The organism is Rhodococcus sp. C3V, from assembly GCF_029269915.1.
GTDB classification, from domain to species: domain Bacteria; phylum Actinomycetota; class Actinomycetes; order Mycobacteriales; family Mycobacteriaceae; genus Rhodococcus_F; species Rhodococcus_F qingshengii.
In genome coordinates, this window is sequence record NZ_JARJBE010000001.1 from 105536 (window position 1) to 124153 (window position 18618).

Consider the following 18618-nt stretch of genomic DNA (forward strand, 5'->3'; position numbering starts at 1 on the left):
AGGGTTGTATGCCTCGGTATCGCGGCGCAGACTCTGAAAGGGAAGACGATGCAGTTCAACCTCGCTGATGTATTCGAAACCGTCGCCAGCTCGGTGCCTGATCGCGTCGCCTTGACTTACGAGGGAGAGAACTTCTCCTACGCTGAGCTGGACGCGGAAGCCAACCGAACGGCCAACCTGCTCGCGCAAGCCGGCATCTCGCGCGGCGATCATGTAGCCCTGTTCCTGAAGAACAGCGTCGAACATGTCACGTCGATCCTCGGGTTGATCAAGATCCGTGCGGTCCCGATCAATGTGAACTACCGGTACACGCCCGCCGAGCTGGAGTACATCTTCACCAACTCCGACTCGGTCGCAGTGGTCGTGGAACTCCCCGAGCATCAGCGTGTCCTTGCTTCCCTTTTCGGTGCATGCCCGGAGGTGAAGACGGTGATCGTGATCGGCGAGGTCGAGGCCGAACTGGTCGCTGCCGCGAAAGCGCATGAAGTGTCGGTGGTTTCCTTCGACGACGCTCGCGAGATGTCACCGGTAGGGGAGTTCGATTCTCGTTCGGGCGACGACGTGTACCTGCTCTACACCGGCGGGACGACCGGATACCCGAAGGGTGTCATGTGGCGTCACGACGACTTCTTCCGTAAGCCGCTCTCCGGCGGAAATCCGTACGGCGAGGAAGCTCGACAGGACCTCGCCGAGATAGCCAGCGCTGCAAAGGAATTTCCGGAACTCTCGTTCCTCATTGCCGCCCCCCTCATGCACGGCGCAGCGTTGTATTCGCTGTTCACCTTCCTCACCCTCGGTGCCCGCGTGGTTCTACGACGAGAATTCGTTGCGGAGAAGGTCGTCGAAGCGATCGAGAAGGATTCGGTACAGGTGATCCTGATCGTCGGTGACGGCATGGGACTGCCGTTGGTCGACGAGATGGAACGACGCAAAGACGAGGTCGATTTCAGCAGTCTCTTCTCGATCACGTCAGGTGGTGCGATCTGGTCCACCAGCGTTCGAGACCGCATGCTGGCGGTGAAGCCGGACCTGCTGTTGCGGGACAACTTCGGAGCCTCGGAGTCCGGTAATGACGGCGCCTTCTCCATCGACGAGGCGGGGAATCTGCGAATGCCGCCCTCGCCGAACATGATCCTGGTCGACGAGCGGCTCGAAGAGATCCCCGCCGGCTCCGACGACGTGGGCTACATCGCGCGTATCGGAAACGTCCCGCTCGGGTACTACAAGGACGAAGAGAAGACCGCCCGCACGTTTCCGACCCGCGCCGACGGCACCCGCCTTTCGGTGCTCGGCGACATGGGCAAGGTCGAAGCGGACGGCACTATTGTCTTCCTGGGTCGTGGCTCGCAGTGCATCAACACCGGTGGCGAGAAGGTCTTCGCCGAAGAGGTCGAGGCCGCCCTTCACGCGCATCCGGCAATATCGGACGCACTCGTTGTCCCCGCGCCCGACCCGCGTATGGGGCAGCAGGTCGCAGCGGTGATCGCGACCTACCCCGGATCCGACGAGTTGACTCTCGAAGCGGTACAGGAACATTGCCGCAAGACGTTGGCCGGCTACAAGGTGCCGCGCACGATCGTGCTGGTCGATGAAGTCAAGCGAACCCCGGCTGGTAAGGCGGACTACCGCTGGGCGACGACACTGGCATCGACCTAGCAACGTGGATTGGGCGACGACGACCTTTCACACGGATTTCACCACGACATAAGAGACATACCGGAAAGATGGTGCAGAGTAAGTCGTTCGCGCCTTGCGTCGTCACTCCACGAAAGGGCCTTGTCTCATGCTCATCATCGGAATACTCCTGTTCGGGATCGTCATCGGAGCGGGAGCCCAGCTGATTCTGGGGAAAACGACCGCACGAGTGGACTGGACCTTCGCATTCATCGCGGGAATCGGTGGTTCGCTGGTCGGCGGATTGCTCGTGAGTTTGATTGCAGGCGACGGATTATCATTGCGCCCGAGCGGCATCCTCGGGTCCCTTGCCGGCGCTGTCATCATCACCGCGGGGTGGCAGTGGTACCGCGGGAGGAACGCAACTACAACTACGCGTCCGTCTGATCGCTGATTTCCACAGTTCCGTCAGGGGACGGAGAGCGTCGACATATGACCGAACTACTCGATGAAGTCCTCACCGCACATGGCGGAGTCGAACGTTGGCAGTCTGTTTCAGCGATCACGGCACGGGGACGTTTGGGCGGTCTGCTGCCTCAGCGCTTCCCCGGCAACAAGCTGGCGAAGTTCACGGTCGAGGTTGAAGTCGCCGAGCAACGCACTGTCCTCCAAGACTTTCCGCGTGTCGGCGAGTGCGCTGTGTTCGACAAGGGCGTCGTGCGGATCGAAGCTCGTGACGGCGAAGAACTCGGGAGTCGAACCGACCCACGTCCAGAGTTTTTCGGGTTGAGTGGAGTCCGGCGCAACCTCCACTGGGACGCGCTCGACACCGCTTACTTTGCCGGCTACGCCTTTTGGAACTATCTGAACGCACCGCTGCTGCTCGCCCGCGACGACATCACTGTCACCGAAGCCGAACCTTGGCAGGAATCCGGGCAGCAATGGCGACGACTACAAGCAACATTTGCGCCAGAAATCGACACCCATTGCCGGCAGCAGACCTTCTATGTCGACAACGGTGGCCTCATCCGCCGTCACGACTTCGTCGCCGAACCGGTAGGCAGCTGGGCGAAAGCTGCTCTCTACTGCGACCAGCATCGCGAGTTCGACGGTCTCACCTTTCCCACTCGACGACGTGTGCTCCCGAGAGGCCCAGGCGGCCGCGTTCCCTCGCGGCCGACGCTCCTGGCGCTCGACTTCGACGACATCGAGATCAAGCGATGAACATCAGTTACTGGTTACCGGTTGTCGAGTGTGAACAAACGGAACACGGTCCGCATGCACAGAACGACGCCGACGAAGCCCAGTACCGCACTCGCGAGTGCATAGCCCGACAACTGAGGTGTGAGTTGTGGTCCGCCAGGTACGAACAGAAGGATCGCCGCGACAATCAGCGCGGTCACTCCCGCCGCCATACCCAGGGCGTTGTTCGCCGACCGTCGTAGCCATCGCCTGTCGTCGGGGTGTGCGACCGAGCGAGTGCGAAGTGTGAAGCTTCCCGAGGCGATCGAGGTCGCGATCTGATCGAGCTGACCAGGCAGGCGCCTGACCACCGCGGTTGTGACCGCCGTCGTCGACAGGATTGCCTGCGCGGCTGCAGTCGGGCTGGCGACCAGGGTCAACAGTCGGGGTACTTCGGCCCGAACAGCAGCGACGAGGTCGATCTGCGGATCCAGGAGCCGCAGGGCGCGCTCCAAAGACGCGAGCGAACGGAAAGCGGCGGCGACGTCTCCCGGCACTCCGATTCGGTGTTCTCGAAGCACGGTGAACATTCGCGCGAACGATGCCATGGAAACATTGGGTTGGACACTGAGCAGGGTGATCTCTCGGCCCACCTGGTGACGTAGTGCTCCGCGATCAACTTCGGGCGGCACGTCGAATGCCATCAGCATCGCGTCGACTGTCGCCACCGGATCACCTGCGAGGGCAGCGTTGAGGAGCACGGCGAACAAGATCCGTGTCTCGCCGTCCAGAACCCCTACTGCGCCGAAGTCGAGGAGCCCGACCCGGCCGTCATCGAGGATCATGATGTTGCCGGGGTGCAGGTCCGCGTGAAACACGCCGTGGACAAAGATCCCGTCGAGCAACGACGCAAGAAGTTCGTTGGCGATGCTGCTGCGGGTGTCGCGGTCGAGGCCGGTGAGCGCCGACTCACCGTCGGAGAGCGGTGTGCCGTGAAGACGTTCCATCACGAGCACCCGTCCGCTACTGAGGTTGGGGTAGATGTGCGGAACGACGATATCCGGGCGGTTCGACATGGTGGAAGCAATCGCGCCGGTATTCGCTGCTTCGGTGCGGTAGTCGAGTTCCTCGAGCAGTGACGTGACGAGGCCCCCGGCGAGTCGGTGAACGCCGATATCGCGTGCCCAGGGAAAACGGGTCTCCGCGAGCGCCGAAACGCGAAGGAAGATATCGCAATCCACGCTCACTTGTGCGCTCGCCTCGGGGCGTTGAACCTTCACCACAACGTCGACGCCTTCAACGGTGCGCGCGGAATGTACCTGTGCGACAGAGGCGGCGGCGAACGGCTCCACATCGAACCATGCGAACACCGACTCTGGTGCGTCGCCGAGTTCCGATGCCAGTAGCTCCGCAATGCGGACTGGATCAGCCGGTCGTGCCGAACTTTGCAGAGACGAGAGAGTGCGAGCCAACTCGGGTGGTATGAGGTCGTCTCGCGTGCCGAGGATCTGTCCCAACTTGACGAAAGTGACACCGCACCGGTTGATTACTTCCACTAGCGCGTCCCCGAACTGAGGCGCTGATGGCCCAGCACGGAGAGCGGGCCCGCCTCCCGCTCGCACGACGATGCCCATGATCTGGACGTATCGCTTGGTTCGGCGCCACGATTTTCGGCTGCGCTGCAATGCTTCTGGCGGTCCGGGGATGGATCCTGTTGGAAGGACAACTTCGAGGAAAACCAATGCGGCCAGGCATGCTGCGAACACCCAGAGCGCGACAACTCCGAAGAATATGAGCGCTGTTCCTACGCTCACCAGAAGTTGATCGTCCTGGCTGGCAATTCCTGCAAGTGTTGCGACGTATCCCGACAGTGGAACCCCCACCGAGAGTGCTATCACCGCGACCGCAAGGGTTCGCGGCCATCCGACTCTCGTCCCCAGCGTTCGTCGCATCACGCCCGCCAGTGCTGCTGCAAGAAATGGCGTCGTGACGATCCAGACCATCAAGTCCATTGCGATAGCGTACGGGTTTGCAATCTGCGATTCATCCAGGAAAACCCTGAGCCCACCCCGACTGACGGGTAACAAAGTCCGACAGTGCCCAAGCGTCGAACATGCTTGGGCACTTCGGTGTTCATTCGCTCCGATGTCGACTCGTCCTGATCGACCGTCCAAAACTGCGTTCACTGACCATCCGCGAGGCCGAACTGCGCATCATGCTCGTCAGCGATGTCCCGGCCACCTTTCGCGAGGAGCATTACAGCCGAAGAACAGGCTGCGATGGACGCCGAGCAGAAGTGAGACCGAGTGGACTCCTTTAAAGAATGGGGCCGCCGGTGAACAGGTTGAGGAGACTCACCGCGAAGAACTGGACGATCGCTATGGCGGTGGCAAACGGGTCGCCCGCATACGTAGCTTGGTTGACCCATTCGTTGAATGCGTTGATCGAACCCATTGTGATTCCTCCTGAGTAGTGATGGCGTGACTGATTGAAACTGGTGGTGCGACACTCGACACGAGGGACGTCAGTACGGACCCAGCGCAGTTGGGCATATGAGGCCACGAAAGGTCAGTGACGAGCGCCGACAGTACGCTGCGGTTGCGGCCCTCTGTGTTTCGAATGTAGTTCCCCGACTTAGGAATACCGTGAAGGACGGGCGGATTCGGTTACGAGTATCCCGCGACAGACGACATCGTCAATATTATGATGTCGGCAACAAGCGCGACGACGGCACCAATCGGATTCTGGACAATCCACGAAATTACTTCAGTCATGTTCTCGGTCCTTCCTTAGCGTAAGACGCGTGATCGAATACTCGACCAGCTATTGCAGTACCCGGCCCCGTTCGGCGAATTAAGCCTTTGCCGAAAATGATTGGCGCAAACAGATAGATCGCACATCGGGGCGTTGAATCAACTCGCCCAATCGTTGCACCTCTATGCTCGGGGTTCGATTCGTTACCAACATCTTTCGGAGAAGGGGTGATCAGTCCCATCAGCGATCGGTACCCCGCGTGCGAAACCCTTTTCCGTAAACACCTGCCCAGCAACGTCGTAACGTCAGAAGTGGCAGTTGGCGAGGCCGACCGTCTTCTCGAGATCGTGGCGAGTTTTGCTGGGCAGATGTGACACTACCTCGCGGTCTCGCCGGATCAGTCTTCCTTTCGGACATCGATGGCTGTTCTTCGTGTGGTTGTTACACAATCGACGGAATCGCTGTTGGGGGTGGCGATGCGCAGCTATTTCCCCTGCGAATCTTCAGGAATTGCCTGCGACACCCGTGGATACGGATCCTCGATCTCCACCGAGCGCAATTCCGTGTGCCGACAAACATCGCAGTGCTTCCGACCGGATCGATGCACCCAGAACCAATCGCCGTCACGCACAAAGGGCCAGACGGTTCTGGGAAAGACCCAAGCGCTCCTGCAGTTCCCGGCGATCTGTTGCGCCAGTTCGAGTTCACACTTGATCTAACTGGTCGACGCATAGTGGTGTACCGGTAGCCAAAAGAGTCTCGCCGGTCGGTTAGTGTTGACGGTGAGATACGACGCGGAGGTGGCTGTGAGAATCTGGAACTGGTTGATGCTCAAAATTTCAGCAATCGGTGGGTCGCCGAAGTTTCGGAAGATAGTCGACAGTCCGATTTGGGCGGGCGCCAATGACCGCAAGCTCTGACTGAGCGGGCGGCAGATTCTCCAATTTGCAATTGCCGACCTGCGACTGCGAGCACGCTCACGGCCTGCTGCGACGGCGACGCGACTGTCGACCTGAATTTATCCGCAATCGATATGGGAGGGCTTGTGGGAGTCTGGGGTCCGGGAAACTTTGACAGTGACACCGTCGCGGATGGGTTGGGGGCCCTGACCGGTCGAATCGTGGACGACATCACTGCCGAGTTCGAAGACGATTCGAGTCTGGAGCCGGATGAATGGGGCGGGAGATGGTGCCGGCGTGGCTCGAGATCCTCACCGATATTGCCCAGACGAAACGAGTCGGTGTGACCTTTCCATCGACGCAAGTGCTGATCGACTGGCGCGATCGATATCTGCGCGTGTGGGATGGCTACATTGACGAACTCGAACCGGACGAGGATCACAAGGTCGCTCGACGTGCAGTGCTCGTCCATACCTTCGAACAGGCCGTCTCCCTCGCAGCCGAGCGCGAACAGGCATAAACCTGGTGCGGCCGCGCTACTGACCATAGATCCGTCAGTTCCCCGGTGGAACGACGGTGAACGTGAACCCTCCGGAAGTCATTGCGTTGGCTTCTTCGAACATCGAACAGAGAGCTTCGGCGGCGTCGGTCGCCAATGCTCGGGCAGCGCTGGGGGTTCGACCTCGGGCCGTCACCGCGAGCCCAGGTATGTCCGCATCTGTGATCGTCAGATCGGACTCGTAGTCGGAAGCACTGCCACCGAGTATCTGCGCGAGTTTTTCAGCAGGAACAGACATGCCGTTGGAGGCTTCCCGATCGCCGATGTACGCATCGCGCGGGGACCCGTCGTAGAGTCCGGTTCGATTACTACTGAACTGAACTACTGCAGTTTCGGTGAAGGAGATGGTCTTCGTCCACCACAGACCTCCCGCTACGACCAAAATGGCGGCGGCAACGGCCACCATTACCTGACCGCGGCGGTCGGAGAGGAATGTTCTCATCTGTCAGTTGTACCGCCTTGGCCGGCTGATTGACCGGCTTCATCACTACCTTGTCGGCGGCTGGTCCGCGAGATCACGTCCGCTTCGCATCGTCATGATTGCGGACGAACTTCATGAGTCGGGGAATCACCCGATCGGGTATGTGTCCCAGGATTCCGTGGCCGGTTCCGGCATAGATCTCCACTTCGGCTTCAGGTACAAGATCAGCTAACCTCGCGGCCACCTGCTCGGGGTTGGAGACCACCGTCTCAGCACCGGAGATTACGAGCATGGGAACCGAAATCGACTGCACTTCTGCATCCTTGAGCATTCGTGCCCACCCGATGCCGGGCCGGTAGTTCAGCGCTTCCTTGGCGAGGGCGAACTCGAGGTCGCCGAGAACGTACCCGGGGGACAGCCAATCGTTGAGCTTGCGAATATTCTTGTCGGTGCGGCGCATACCGGCGCGGACCATCTTCAGCAGCACACGCCACGAGGGCTTGTCGAAGACTCCACCCGGTTCGATGAGCGTCACACTCGCCAGTCGTTCAGGAGAATGAAGTGCTACGAGAACGGCATGCCACGCGCCCTGCGAGTAGCCGACCAGGTGGACGCGATCGACCTCGAGTTCGTTCAATACCTCGCTGATCCAGGTGGCGAAGTCGGACTCCCCGGTCAGTGGAGAAGTCTGGACACTGAGGCCTGGTGTGCCGATCGTGTCCAGTGCGTACACGACTCGGTCTCGGCACAGGTCCTCGATGACGATGTGCCATTGCAGACAGTTGGCCCCGAGAGAGTGCACCAGGACGATCGGCGTCTCCGTGCCGGTCCCCGACCTACGGACATGGGTGGTTCCGAACGATGTCGGCACGTCGAGTTGTGTCGACGGAACCGGCCAGGTGCTCTCCAGTTCTCGGTAGATGCTCTGGTACGCCTGCTTTGATGCTTCGTTCTTGAATCGTCCGATCTTCGGCATGAGCCTCCCTCTCGCTGCTTTCAATTTTGATGGTATGACCGTATCACTAATGCGGTACGTGCGTATCATTAACGAGTCAAAGTCATCCATTCGAAAGGGGAAGGACAGCCTCATGCCGCGACTGGTCGACCATGAAGTGAGGCAACGGGAGATCACCGACGCGGTGCGGCGAGTAATTGTCGACGGTGGGCTCGCGGCGGTGACATTTCAGTCCGTTGCTGCCGAGGCCGGGATTTCGGTGCGACTCGTGCAGTACTACTTCGGCACGAAGCGGGAATTCCTTCTCGCGACGCATCAAGCTGTGCGTCAGGATGCGGGTGCTCGCTTGATGCAGGAGTTGTCTGTTCTTGGCGCGGAAGCGACACCCCGCGAGGTTATTTCAGCGTTCCTTGTTGGCATGCTCCCACTCGATCGACAACGTCGGGAGGAAGCGATTGTTCTCGGCGCCTTCCACGCTGCCGCACTGACCGGACAAGGAATCGCCGCCGAGGAAACCCTCACTGCCCCAAGAGAGTTGACAGCGCTCATTTCCGGCCAGCTTCAACGAGTGACCAATCGGGACGCGGTTGCGCCGTCAATGGATCCCGACCTCGACGCCGAGCTCATTCTGGCGGCTGTCGCCGGGCTCGCCCAGGGGATGCTTCCCGGCTACGCCACAGCAGAATTGGCGGTCCAGTTGGTTGAGCGTCTCCTCGATCGCATTCTCGGGCCGACGAGACCTCAGGCCACGAATCAACCCGAAGTCGGCCGCCGTTAGTATTCCGGGATGTCTCCTGTGAACCCAGCGCTCGCCGGCCGGGTGTTTCCCTCATCTTCGTACCTTGTCGGGCGCGAGAAGATTCGCGAGTTCGCTCTGGCGGTGCGTTCGAGCAATCCCTTGCACCATGATGTCGGTGTCGCCAGGGAGGCCGGGTTCGTCGATGTCATCGCACCGACAACATTCACAACCGTTGTCCAGCAACGAGCGATCATGGCACTGCTGCGCACGCCGGATACCGGGCTCGATCCGACTCGTGTGGTCCATACTTCCGAGAAGATCGAGCATCAGCGTCCGATAGTCGCCGGCGATGACCTGTCTACGACACTGACGATTACAGGGGTGACAGTGCGTGCAGGCAGTGCGATCCTGTCGACAGTTTCCGAGATCCACGACGTGACCGACGCTTTGGTAGCAACGGTCACCTCGACGCTGCTGGCGCGAGGAGAAGGCGCATGACCGTACCCGTCGTGCCGGTTTTCGAAAACCTCGTCCTCGGTGACATCGTCGCGAAGGTTGATCTGGTCCTCACTCGTGATGACCTAGTTCGCTACGCCGGTGCCTCCGGCGACATGAACCCGATCCATTTCAACGACGCAATCGCTACTGCGGCTGGGCTACCGGGAGTTCTGGCGCACGGAATGCTCACTGCCGGAATTGCTTTGCAGGCTATCGTCGACTGGGTTGGTGACCCGAGCGGTGTGATCTCGTATGAAACTCGCTTTACTCGACCCGTCGTAGTCGATGCCGTCGATGGTGCTGATCTCTCCATCGCTGCGAAGATCGCGCGGATCGACTCCACAACGCGGACTGTGCGTATCGATGTCACCGTCATGCACAAGGGCCAGACGGTTCTGGGAAAGACCCAAGCGCACCTTCAGTTCCCGGGCGCCTGACAGGATCGCGGGCTGCTACTGGTCACATCGGGACCTACGCATCCGGGCGGGAGATCAACTGCATTGTGGCGCAGCACTACCGGAAAGACACCAACAGCTCGTCCGACGCTTGCATCGGTGCGTATCCGTCGGCGATGACGCGCCGACATCCGTCGATCTCGACGGTGAGTAATCGTTCCTCGTTCGTAGGACGGTCCACGTAGATCGTCGACGCCACCTCGGTGGCCACCGCGTCACAGTCGGGAGCGGGTGGAAGTCCGTCGAAGGTTTCCGTCGTAGACGATGTGCCTACGAATTCGGTGGAGGAGAATCGGCAGAAAACGCTGCCCGCCGACAGCGATGTCAGCGCCGTTGTACCTGTCGTGGCTGGTCGGTAGGTCGGCCTGCAATGCGACAGTTCGTAGATCTGATCGTCGGACAACGCTATTCGGTGTTCGGTACTGCCGACCGGTGTCAGTTCCTTGATGGCGGCCAGGCCACCGGGTTTCGGTAGTCCACACGAATCGGAGGGATACCCCGGCCGAGTTGCTCGGCCTCGATCGTCGACCAACCAGAATTGCTCCAGGACAGCCAGGCTGTAGTTGTCACCGCAGCCTTCGGGGAACCAAGTCTTGTGCGCGGACGAGCGGTTCAGCATTTCCACCGCCCGACTGAAATCGCCCTCCCAACGGTGAGCAGAGAAGCTGACGGTTCGGTCGGCTGCCACGTTGTCGCTGACAAACGGGTCGCACGTGACGGCGGCGACGGGTACGAAATCGTCTGGAACTGTCGCAGTTGGTGTCGTCTGGAGCGGGCCGATCGGATACGGGGTCGCGCACCCCAGCGTCTCGGCGTCGACTATTACGGCAACTGGTCGATCGGGGATGGTCACATGCCAAAGGCCGGCAACAGCGAGGATGACGATCACGACTGCAAACCAACGCCAGAGCATGAGCACACCGTATCGTTCCCGATGTACGCCGAGCGGGAACAGGCCTAGTCCTCCGTTAACCGCCGAAGTCCTCGCATCCAAATTGAGTGGATCCAGGTCGCGGCTCGCAGATATGGTCCAATGGTGACGCATCCGAATGGTCGAAACGACAGTCCGATCCTGGTGATTGGTGCCGGCATCGTCGGCGCGTCGATCGCGTATCACCTGGCGCGCGTTGGTCTCCGAGTCACCGTGCTCGAGCGGGGCTCGGTGGCGGGAGGGGTGACCGGCAACTCGTTTGCCTGGGTCGGCCTCTCGAAGAGTGCAGCAGAAACCTACTCCGATCCGTTCCGACATGGCGCCGCACTCGAGCTCGACCGACTGGAGCGCGAACTCGTCGAGCCATTCGGTCTGCGCCGCAGAGGCGCGATCACGTGGGAGACGACGGAAGCGGAGACTCGAAAGTTCGTCGACGCGCATCGAGCACTCGGCCATCCCGTCGACCTCATCGGTAAAGAGGAAATCCTTGCTCGTGAGCCGGGATTACGGACGGCCCCGTTAGTGGCAGCCTGCGCGCCTGATGACGGTGGCGTTGATCCGGTTGCGTTCGCTCGATCGCTCCTGCGAGGTGCCGAAGAGTACGGTGCCACAGTGTATTCCGATGTCAGTGCGCTCGGGGTGCTCACGGAGGGCATGAGAGTGTGCGGAGTAATGACTGCCGACGGTCCCGTCTACGGGTCGGCCACCGTGCTCGCTGCGGGTACCGCGATTCCTGGACTCGCGGCGTCGGCGGGAGTCGACGTCGAGGTCGACGCCTCCCCGTGTTGCCTCATCAGATTCTCGACGCCCCACCCATTGGTGAACGGAATACTCTCCTCTCCGGATTTCGAGATCCGGCAATTGGACGACACGACACTGATTGCGGCTGAAGATGTTCCGGTCGGGTTCTCCGGAGATGCTCGTGAGCTTGCGGGGCCGACGCTGCACGCGATCCGCAGTCAGCTCGAGGACGGTGACCAAGTGGAACTGATCGAGGCGGTAGTCGCTGACCGTCCCATCCCGCGTGGTGGCCGCCCGCTGCTGGGCTTCGCCGAAGGCGTGTCGGGGCTCTATCTGGCCGCGACGCATCCGGCGATCATTCTGGCCGGAGCAATTGGAGCCCATGCGGCCGGGGACTTCGCCCGAGCGTCAACCCTGGACGGTTAGACGACGACGCCGGAGCCCGGTTCGACAAGGTCGAGCCGATATTGCGGTTCCTAGTTCTCTCTAGGACACGCGCTAGAGAGCGGGATGTTCGTCTACTCGGCTTGTACCGTCGATGGGCATGGACCCCGTGCGCAATCCGTATGCCCCCGGTGCCGGTCAACGCCCGCCGGAACTCGCCGGGCGCGACAAGCAGATCGACGCCTTCGACGTCGTTCTCGAGCGAATTGCGCGTGGCCGCCCGGAACGAAGTGTTGTCCTCACCGGCTTGCGTGGCGTCGGCAAGACCGTCCTGCTCAATCAGTTGCGTTCGGCCGCGATCTCCCGAAGCTGGGGGACAGGCAAGATCGAGGCGCGCCCCGATCAGGATTTACGACGCCCACTCTCGTCGGCGCTGCACATGGCAGTCCGAGAGATCGCAGTCTCCCATCGCGATCCGGAGCGGGTCGAGCAGTTCCTCGGAGTCCTCAAATCGTTTGCCCTACGCGCCACTGCGGACAAGGGAATGCGGGAGCGCTGGCAACCAGGCATCGACGCACCCGCGATCAAAGGCCGGGCAGACAGCGGCGACATCGAGATCGACCTGGTCGAGTTGCTGCTCGACGCGTCGTCGCTGGCCAGGGATGTCGGCGTCGGGATCGCAATCTTCATCGACGAGATGCAGGACCTCGGTGCCGCGGATGTCTCGGCGATCTGCGGGGCCTGCCACGAGTTGAGTCAGGACGCGGCACCGTTGATCGTCGTCGGGGCGGGGCTTCCGCATCTGCCTGCTGTGCTGTCGGCGTCGAAAAGCTACTCGGAGCGCCTGTTCAGCTACCACCGGATCGACCGCCTCGAGCGTGAAGCTGCAGATCAGGCACTGATTGCGCCTGCCGAGCGTGAGGAGGTCGAGTTCACCGAATCCGCGCTCGACGCTCTGTACGAAGCGGCTGACGGGTACCCGTACTTCGTTCAGGCCTACGGGAAAGCCACGTGGGATGTGGCGGCGTCGAGTCCGATCACGGCAGAAGACGTGCGCGTCGGCGCACCGACGGCTGAGGAAGAACTCGCTGTCGGTTTCTTCGGATCGCGGTACGAGCGAGCAACACCTGCGGAGCGTGAGTACATGCGCGCCATGGCCGATCTCGCCGGTGACGACGGGCCCGTCGCAACCGCGAAGATCGCCGTCGAGTTGGGGCGCAAGCCGGCTTCCCTTTCGCCGGCACGCGATGGACTGATCAAGAAGGGACTGATCTATTCGGCAGAACGTGGATCCATCGGATTCACGGTCCCGCACTTCGGCCGATACCTGCGCGGACAAGCGGAGTGAACGCGCTCGAAACCGCGTGGGATCGGGTGGCGGCGCTCAGTCCCAATCCGCCGGCCTGGGTGGTTCAACTGGCCGCGTTGATCGCCGTGATCATCGTTCTCGAACCGCACCTGTGGCGGATCGCCCGCAACGTCGTCACCATCGCACACGAGGGTGCTCACCTGATCGTCGCCGTCCTGGTCGGTCGACGGTTGAAGGGTCTTCGCCTGCATTCGGATACGTCGGGTGTTGCGATCTCGTCGGGCAAACCGACCGGCTTCGGCGTCATTCTGATGACGTTCGCGGGGTACGTCGGACCGTCGATTCTCGGACTCGGCGCGGCCGGGTTGTTGGGCGCGCAGCGTGCGGTCTCGGTGCTGTGGATCGGCGTATTCGTCATCGCGGTGATGATGGTCCTGATCCGAAACCTCTACGGAGTCTTCTCACTTGCAGTCGTGGGAGCCGTGTTGTTCGGGCTCGTCTGGTGGGGGACCCAGGAGCAGCAAGTGGCCGCAGCGTACTTCCTGACGCTCTTCCTCCTCTTTGCCGGACCACGCCCTGTCGTGGAACTTCAACGGCAGCGAATGCGACGAGGCGGGGCACCGGACTCGGACGCCGACCAATTGGCCAGGCTCTCACCGATACCCGCGATCGTCTGGGTCGGGTTGTTCCTGCTCGTGAACGTAGCGGTGCTCGTGCTCGGCGGATGGTGGATTCTGCGCCCTGTGGGTGGCTGACCGGATTGATCCGTTGTCCCGTCAGGACAACGGGACCAACGATTGTTGATGCTCTGCGGACGTAGTCATCGCATGAAGGCGCTCATATCGTGGAAGTCGACGAGTGGTCGTGCCGGGACTTCCCGCGGCCACACCCGCAACGACGAAGACCGTCGACGATGACAAGGATTCGTTTTGGACGACAAGAACTTCCGCGGACGAACCGCGATCATGTCCGGGGGAAGCCGTGGCATCGGACTTGCCATCGCCCGTGCGATAGCGCGCCGCGGCGGAAATATCGTGTTGCTCGCCAAGACCGATACGCCGGATCCCAGGCTGCCCGGAACTATCCACACGGCTGTGGACGAGTTGAACGAGCTCGAGGGTCATGCCGTTCCGGTCGTCGGCGACGTGAGGAACGACGACGACATCGCGCGGGCCGTGGCTGCAGCGGTAGAGCACTTCGGTGGCATCGACATCGTGGTCAACAACGCGAGCGTCCTCGACATCTCGAAAACCGAAGATCTCGCGATGAAGCGATTCGATCTGATGCAGCAGGTCAATGTCCGTGGTACCTTCGCGCTCACCCGCGCGTGCCTTCCGTACCTTCGGGTTTCGGCCAATGCGCACGTGTTGACGCTGTCGCCGCCGCTCAACTTTTCGCCGCACTGGTTGGGTGCTCATCCGGGCTACATGTTGGCCAAATACGGAATGACATTGGCGGCCTTGGGTATCGCCGCAGAGTATTCAGGTGCACCGATTTCGAGTAATTGCCTGTGGCCGGAGACCATGATCGCCACGGCCGCTGTCGGAAACCTGCTCGGGGGAGACGATAGTATCGAGCACTCGCGTTCACCCGAGATCATGGCCGATGCGGCTGTCGAGATTCTCGGGCGTCCCGCCGGCACGGATACCGGTCGTACAGTGCTCGACGTCGAGATCTTGCGCGAGGCGGGGATCTCGGATTTCTCGCAGTACGGCGGTCAGTCACCGTTGGCGATCGACATCTTCGTCGACGCTCCAATTCCGTGATCTCGGGCGATCTACAGGTATCTAGCCAAATCGCTAGATACCTGTAGATCTTCCTCACGCCACTTCGTGCTCGCCGCCCGGGGCAACCTTCTGAAGTCCGCGATATGCGTCGCTGGCACTTTGGCGACCACCGATGACGGCCTCGACCTCCGCGGCAATCGGCATGTCGACGCCGTATTCACGGGCCAGATCCATGACAGTGGGGGCGGTCTTGACGCCCTCGGCGACCTGACCGAGCTTGGCGACCGCCTCCTCGACGGTCAATCCCTGCGCCAGAGCTTCGCCGACGCGACGGTTCCGAGAAGTCGGAGCCATGCAGGTGGCAATCAGATCGCCGACGCCCGTCAAGCCGGCAAAGGTGCGTGGGTTGGCGCCCATCGCTTCACCGAGTCGGGTCATCTCGGCGAGACCACGTGCGAGCACCATCGCACGAGTGTTGTCACCGACTCCCAGACCGTCGGCCATGCCCGAGGCGATGGCAACGATGTTCTTGAGGATGCCGCCGAGTTCGCAGCCGAGCACGTCGGTGTTGCGGTAGACGCGGAAGACCGACGACGCGAACAGGGGTTGCAGCGCGGCGGCGACGCGATCGTCCTGGGTGGCCACGACCGATGCCGCGGCCATGCCGTCGACGATCTCTTTGGCGATGTTGGGGCCCGCGAGTAGTCCGACGGGATGGCCGGGCAGGCACTCGGCGATCACTTCGGTGGGACGCTGCCGGGTGCCGGGCTCGAGGCCCTTGGACAGTGACAACACCGGGACCCACGCCCGAACCTCGTTGGCGATCTCGGCGAGGGTGGAGCGAACGGCGTGCGATGGCACCCCGCATACGAGTACGTCCGCTTCGCGGGCGGCTTCGACCAGATCCGAGGTTGCCTTGAGCCCCTTGGGAAGTTTGCGCTCACCAAGGTATTTGGAGTTGGTCCGTTGCGAATTGATCTCGTCGGCTGCTTCGGAATTGCGTGCCCACAACAGGGTCGGGGTGTTGCGGGCGGCGAGGCCGGCCACCGTGGTTCCCCACGATCCGGCACCGAGGACGACGACGCGTACCGGGCGGGCCATCAGAGTGCGCTGTTCTGGGTAGCGAGTGCTGTCATGGCGCCAAGCGTTCCACTTGCGGAGCAGTTGCGGGCCAATTCCGCCGAGTCTGTGGCTCGACTTACAGATGAGGCGGCGGTTCGGGGCTTTCGCGCATTGTTTCGACCGCTTCTGCGGATTCCGCGACGATCGAGCGCATGGCGGCTTCCGCGGCGTCGGCGTCCCCGGCCTGAATAGCAGATGCGACCACTCCGTGCAGGTGAATCGCTTCGGGGTCGGCCTCGTGGGGCATCAACGAGTGGCGGGTGCGGCCTTCGAGTATCTCGACGACGATCTGCGACATCGCCCGCAGCATCGGGTTACCGGAGGCGGCGAGCAGGGTGCGGTGGAAGTCGGAGTCATGGCCGAGATAGGCGCCGGTATCGGCAGCGCGAGAGGTAGCTGACATGCCGATGACGGCTGCAGTGAGAGCGCCGCACTGCTCAGGTGTGGCGCGAGTTGCGGCGAGTCGCGCAGCCAGAGGTTCGATGCCGGAACGGAGTTCGCTGAGGATAGACAGCTGCTCGAACCGATCAGGACCGGCCAGTTGCCAGCGGATGACATTGGGGTCGAGCGAGTTCCAGTGTTCGGAGCCCAGGATGGTGATTCCGACGCGTCGACGAACCGAGGCAAGTCCGAGGGATTCGAGAACGCGGACAACTTCGCGGATGACGGTTCGCGACACGTCGTAGCGCGTTGCCACCTCGTCGGCGGAGATCGTGGTACCCGGAGCGAGCACACCACCGACTATGTCTTGGCCGAGCTGTTCCAGCATCGAGTCGTGTAACTGCTGAAACGGGACAGAAGGCATACGTAGATCGTCCCATGCGTATGGAGTAAGCCCGGTGGAAGCCGAATAAATACTACAAATTAGTGTCTGCTCTTGAAATTGTAGGTTAATTAAGGAACAGTGACCTCAATCACTCATCGGACTGGGAGTCCCTATGAACACCACAGCATTGCTGGCGGCCGAGGTCGTCCCCGCTGGTAGCGACGCACGATTGATCATCGCTGCAGTCGCCGGCGTCGCGGTTATCATCGCGCTGATCACCTGGCTCGACCTGCACCCCTTCCTCGCACTGTCCATCGGTGCGGTTGGTGTCGGTCTGGCGGCCGGCCTCGGATCGGCCGAGTCGGTCGCGGCGTTCGCCACCGGCTTCGGGTCGACCATGGGAAGCGTCGGAATCCTGATCGGTTTCGGCGCGATGTTCGGCAAACTCCTCGCCGATTCCGGCGGTGCCGACCGAGTGGTCGACACGCTGGTCGGCCGTTCCAGCACCAAGGCGCTTCCGTGGACCATGGCTCTGGTCGGCGCAGTGATCGGTCTGCCGATGTTCTTCGAAATCGGTCTCGTCCTGTTGATGCCGGTCATCATCCTCGTCGCGCGGCGTTCCGGCTTGTCCCTGATGCGCATCGCGATCCCCACCCTCGCCGGCCTCTCGGCCATGCACGGTTTGGTTCCGCCGCACCCCGGGCCACTGGTTGCCGTCTCGGCTTTGAACGCAAACCTCGGCCTCACCCTCGCACTCGGTGTCCTCGTCGCGATCCCCACTGTTGTTCTCGCCGGACCGGTCTTCAGTAAGTACGCCGCGCGGTGGGTCGACGTGAAGGTCCCGGATCTTTTTGTCACAGGCGAAGATCGAGGCGAGGAAGAGAAGAAGCAGCGTCCCTCGTTCGCGGCTACTCTCGCAGCGATCCTCCTGCCGGTTGTTCTCATGCTGGGCAAGGCATTTGCAGACGTGATCGCACCCGATTCCGAGGCACTCCCCAAGTCCGTCCTCGACTTCCTCGGAACACCCGTTGTGGCTTTGGGTCTCGCGGTTCTGGTCGGAATGGTGCTGCTGGGTCGCGGCGGCGGAATGGACCGCAAGGCCATCTCGAAGTCACTCGAGAGTTCCCTACCTCCCATCGCAGGCATCTTGTTGATCGTCGGCGCCGGTGGCGGTTTCAAGCAGGTCCTGATCGACACCGGTATCGCCGGAGTGATCGCCGACGCGATCAAGGGCAGCAGCCTTCCCGTGCTGTTCCTGGCCTGGCTGGTGGCGGTATTGATCCGCGTCGCAACGGGTTCGGCGACGGTGGCAACGGTGACGGCGTCGGGCATCCTTGCTCCGGTTGCGGCCGATCTCTCGTCCGCACATGTCTCGCTGATGGTCTTGGCGATCGGCGCAGGCTCGCTCTTCCTCTCGCACGTCAACGACGCCGGATTCTGGTTGGTGAAGGAGTATCTGGGCGTCAGCGTGGTACAGAACCTCAAGACCTGGACCGTGATGGAATGCATCATCTCGGTATCGGGCCTGGCCGGAGTGCTCGTGTTGAGCGCATTCATCTAGG

19 protein-coding genes are annotated in these 18618 nt (G+C 61.6%); 12 read left to right on the plus strand and 7 right to left on the minus strand.

All coding sequences use genetic code 11. From position 1 onward, the window contains the following. The first annotated feature begins 48 nt into the window (after window positions 1-48). From P3G66_RS00550 to P3G66_RS00560, 3 genes are all read left to right on the plus strand, one after another. Window positions 49-1656 carry an AMP-binding protein gene (locus P3G66_RS00550; protein ID WP_276116061.1) on the plus strand — a complete coding sequence of 536 codons (1608 nt, stop codon included), beginning with the start codon at window positions 49-51 and terminating at the stop codon, window positions 1654-1656. 127 nt (window positions 1657-1783) lie between these two features. Beyond that, entirely contained in the window at window positions 1784-2068 is a 285-nt protein-coding gene (locus P3G66_RS00555) for a hypothetical protein (protein WP_003939785.1), read from the plus strand. Between the two features lie 38 nt (window positions 2069-2106). Continuing rightward, on the plus strand, window positions 2107-2838 hold the full coding sequence (locus P3G66_RS00560; protein ID WP_099698382.1) for a hypothetical protein: 732 nt from the start codon (window positions 2107-2109) through the stop codon (window positions 2836-2838). Between the two features lie 14 nt (window positions 2839-2852). Here P3G66_RS00560 and P3G66_RS00565 read toward each other — a convergent pair whose 3' ends face one another. Both P3G66_RS00565 and P3G66_RS00570 read right to left on the minus strand, forming a co-directional pair. Further along, window positions 2853-4808: an AarF/UbiB family protein gene (locus tag P3G66_RS00565; RefSeq protein ID WP_276116062.1), complete on the minus strand. Its 1956-nt coding sequence runs from the start codon at window positions 4806-4808 to the stop codon at window positions 2853-2855. 304 nt (window positions 4809-5112) lie between these two features. Continuing rightward, window positions 5113-5250, minus strand: coding sequence for a hypothetical protein (locus P3G66_RS00570; protein WP_168421993.1), 138 nt, complete (start codon window positions 5248-5250; stop codon window positions 5113-5115). 1473 nt (window positions 5251-6723) lie between these two features. Between P3G66_RS00570 and P3G66_RS00575 the strand changes: the two genes are divergently transcribed. Continuing rightward, window positions 6724-6969 carry a hypothetical protein gene (locus tag P3G66_RS00575; protein ID WP_276116063.1) on the plus strand — a complete coding sequence of 82 codons (246 nt, stop codon included), beginning with the start codon at window positions 6724-6726 and terminating at the stop codon, window positions 6967-6969. Between the two features lie 34 nt (window positions 6970-7003). On the opposite strand, the gene P3G66_RS00580 is transcribed toward P3G66_RS00575, so the two are convergent. Both P3G66_RS00580 and P3G66_RS00585 read right to left on the minus strand, forming a co-directional pair. Next, window positions 7004-7450: a hypothetical protein gene (locus P3G66_RS00580; RefSeq protein ID WP_276116064.1), complete on the minus strand. Its 447-nt coding sequence runs from the start codon at window positions 7448-7450 to the stop codon at window positions 7004-7006. Window positions 7451-7523: 73 nt separating this feature from the next. Further along, window positions 7524-8405 carry an alpha/beta fold hydrolase gene (locus tag P3G66_RS00585; protein ID WP_050654557.1) on the minus strand — a complete coding sequence of 294 codons (882 nt, stop codon included), beginning with the start codon at window positions 8403-8405 and terminating at the stop codon, window positions 7524-7526. 112 nt (window positions 8406-8517) lie between these two features. On the opposite strand from P3G66_RS00585, the gene P3G66_RS00590 reads away from it, so the two are divergent. From P3G66_RS00590 to P3G66_RS00600, 3 genes are read left to right on the plus strand one after another with little or no spacing between them, the layout of a single operon-like run. Then, window positions 8518-9162 (plus strand): TetR/AcrR family transcriptional regulator, encoded by a 645-nt coding sequence (locus tag P3G66_RS00590; protein WP_003939902.1) that lies wholly within the window; start codon window positions 8518-8520, stop codon window positions 9160-9162. Between the two features lie 9 nt (window positions 9163-9171). Continuing rightward, complete coding sequence (locus tag P3G66_RS00595) at window positions 9172-9621, plus strand: MaoC family dehydratase N-terminal domain-containing protein (protein ID WP_019745537.1); 450 nt, start codon at window positions 9172-9174, stop codon at window positions 9619-9621. After that, entirely contained in the window at window positions 9618-10058 is a 441-nt protein-coding gene (locus P3G66_RS00600) for a MaoC/PaaZ C-terminal domain-containing protein (protein WP_021331850.1), read from the plus strand. The genes P3G66_RS00595 and P3G66_RS00600 overlap by 4 nt, the downstream gene beginning before the upstream one ends. Window positions 10059-10134: 76 nt before the next feature. Here the strand turns inward: P3G66_RS00600 and P3G66_RS00605 are convergent, their stop codons facing one another. Further along, window positions 10135-10989, minus strand: coding sequence for a hypothetical protein (locus P3G66_RS00605; RefSeq protein WP_161121054.1), 855 nt, complete (start codon window positions 10987-10989; stop codon window positions 10135-10137). 120 nt (window positions 10990-11109) lie between these two features. On the opposite strand from P3G66_RS00605, the gene P3G66_RS00610 reads away from it, so the two are divergent. The 4 genes from P3G66_RS00610 to P3G66_RS00625 all read left to right on the plus strand — a co-directional run bounded on the left by P3G66_RS00610 (window position 11110) and on the right by P3G66_RS00625 (window position 15207). Continuing rightward, window positions 11110-12174, plus strand: a complete 1065-nt coding sequence (locus P3G66_RS00610; protein ID WP_276116065.1) for an FAD-binding oxidoreductase — start codon at window positions 11110-11112, stop codon at window positions 12172-12174. 118 nt (window positions 12175-12292) lie between these two features. Then, complete coding sequence (locus tag P3G66_RS00615) at window positions 12293-13480, plus strand: ATP-binding protein (RefSeq protein WP_042924931.1); 1188 nt, start codon at window positions 12293-12295, stop codon at window positions 13478-13480. After that, window positions 13477-14196 (plus strand): M50 family metallopeptidase, encoded by a 720-nt coding sequence (locus tag P3G66_RS00620; protein WP_003940327.1) that lies wholly within the window; start codon window positions 13477-13479, stop codon window positions 14194-14196. The genes P3G66_RS00615 and P3G66_RS00620 overlap by 4 nt, the downstream gene beginning before the upstream one ends. Window positions 14197-14370: 174 nt before the next feature. Next, window positions 14371-15207, plus strand: a complete 837-nt coding sequence (locus tag P3G66_RS00625; protein WP_047272023.1) for an NAD(P)-dependent oxidoreductase — start codon at window positions 14371-14373, stop codon at window positions 15205-15207. Between the two features lie 54 nt (window positions 15208-15261). Here P3G66_RS00625 and P3G66_RS00630 read toward each other — a convergent pair whose 3' ends face one another. Together P3G66_RS00630 and P3G66_RS00635 are read right to left on the minus strand one after the other, a co-directional pair. Continuing rightward, entirely contained in the window at window positions 15262-16269 is a 1008-nt protein-coding gene (locus P3G66_RS00630; protein WP_003940093.1) for an NAD(P)H-dependent glycerol-3-phosphate dehydrogenase, read from the minus strand. Between the two features lie 97 nt (window positions 16270-16366). Then, on the minus strand, window positions 16367-17095 hold the full coding sequence (locus P3G66_RS00635) for an FCD domain-containing protein (protein WP_030536531.1): 729 nt from the start codon (window positions 17093-17095) through the stop codon (window positions 16367-16369). Window positions 17096-17228: 133 nt separating this feature from the next. Between P3G66_RS00635 and P3G66_RS00640 the strand changes: the two genes are divergently transcribed. Next, window positions 17229-18617, plus strand: coding sequence for a gluconate:H+ symporter (locus P3G66_RS00640; protein ID WP_003939838.1), 1389 nt, complete (start codon window positions 17229-17231; stop codon window positions 18615-18617). The last annotated feature ends 1 nt before the right edge of the window (window position 18618 follow it).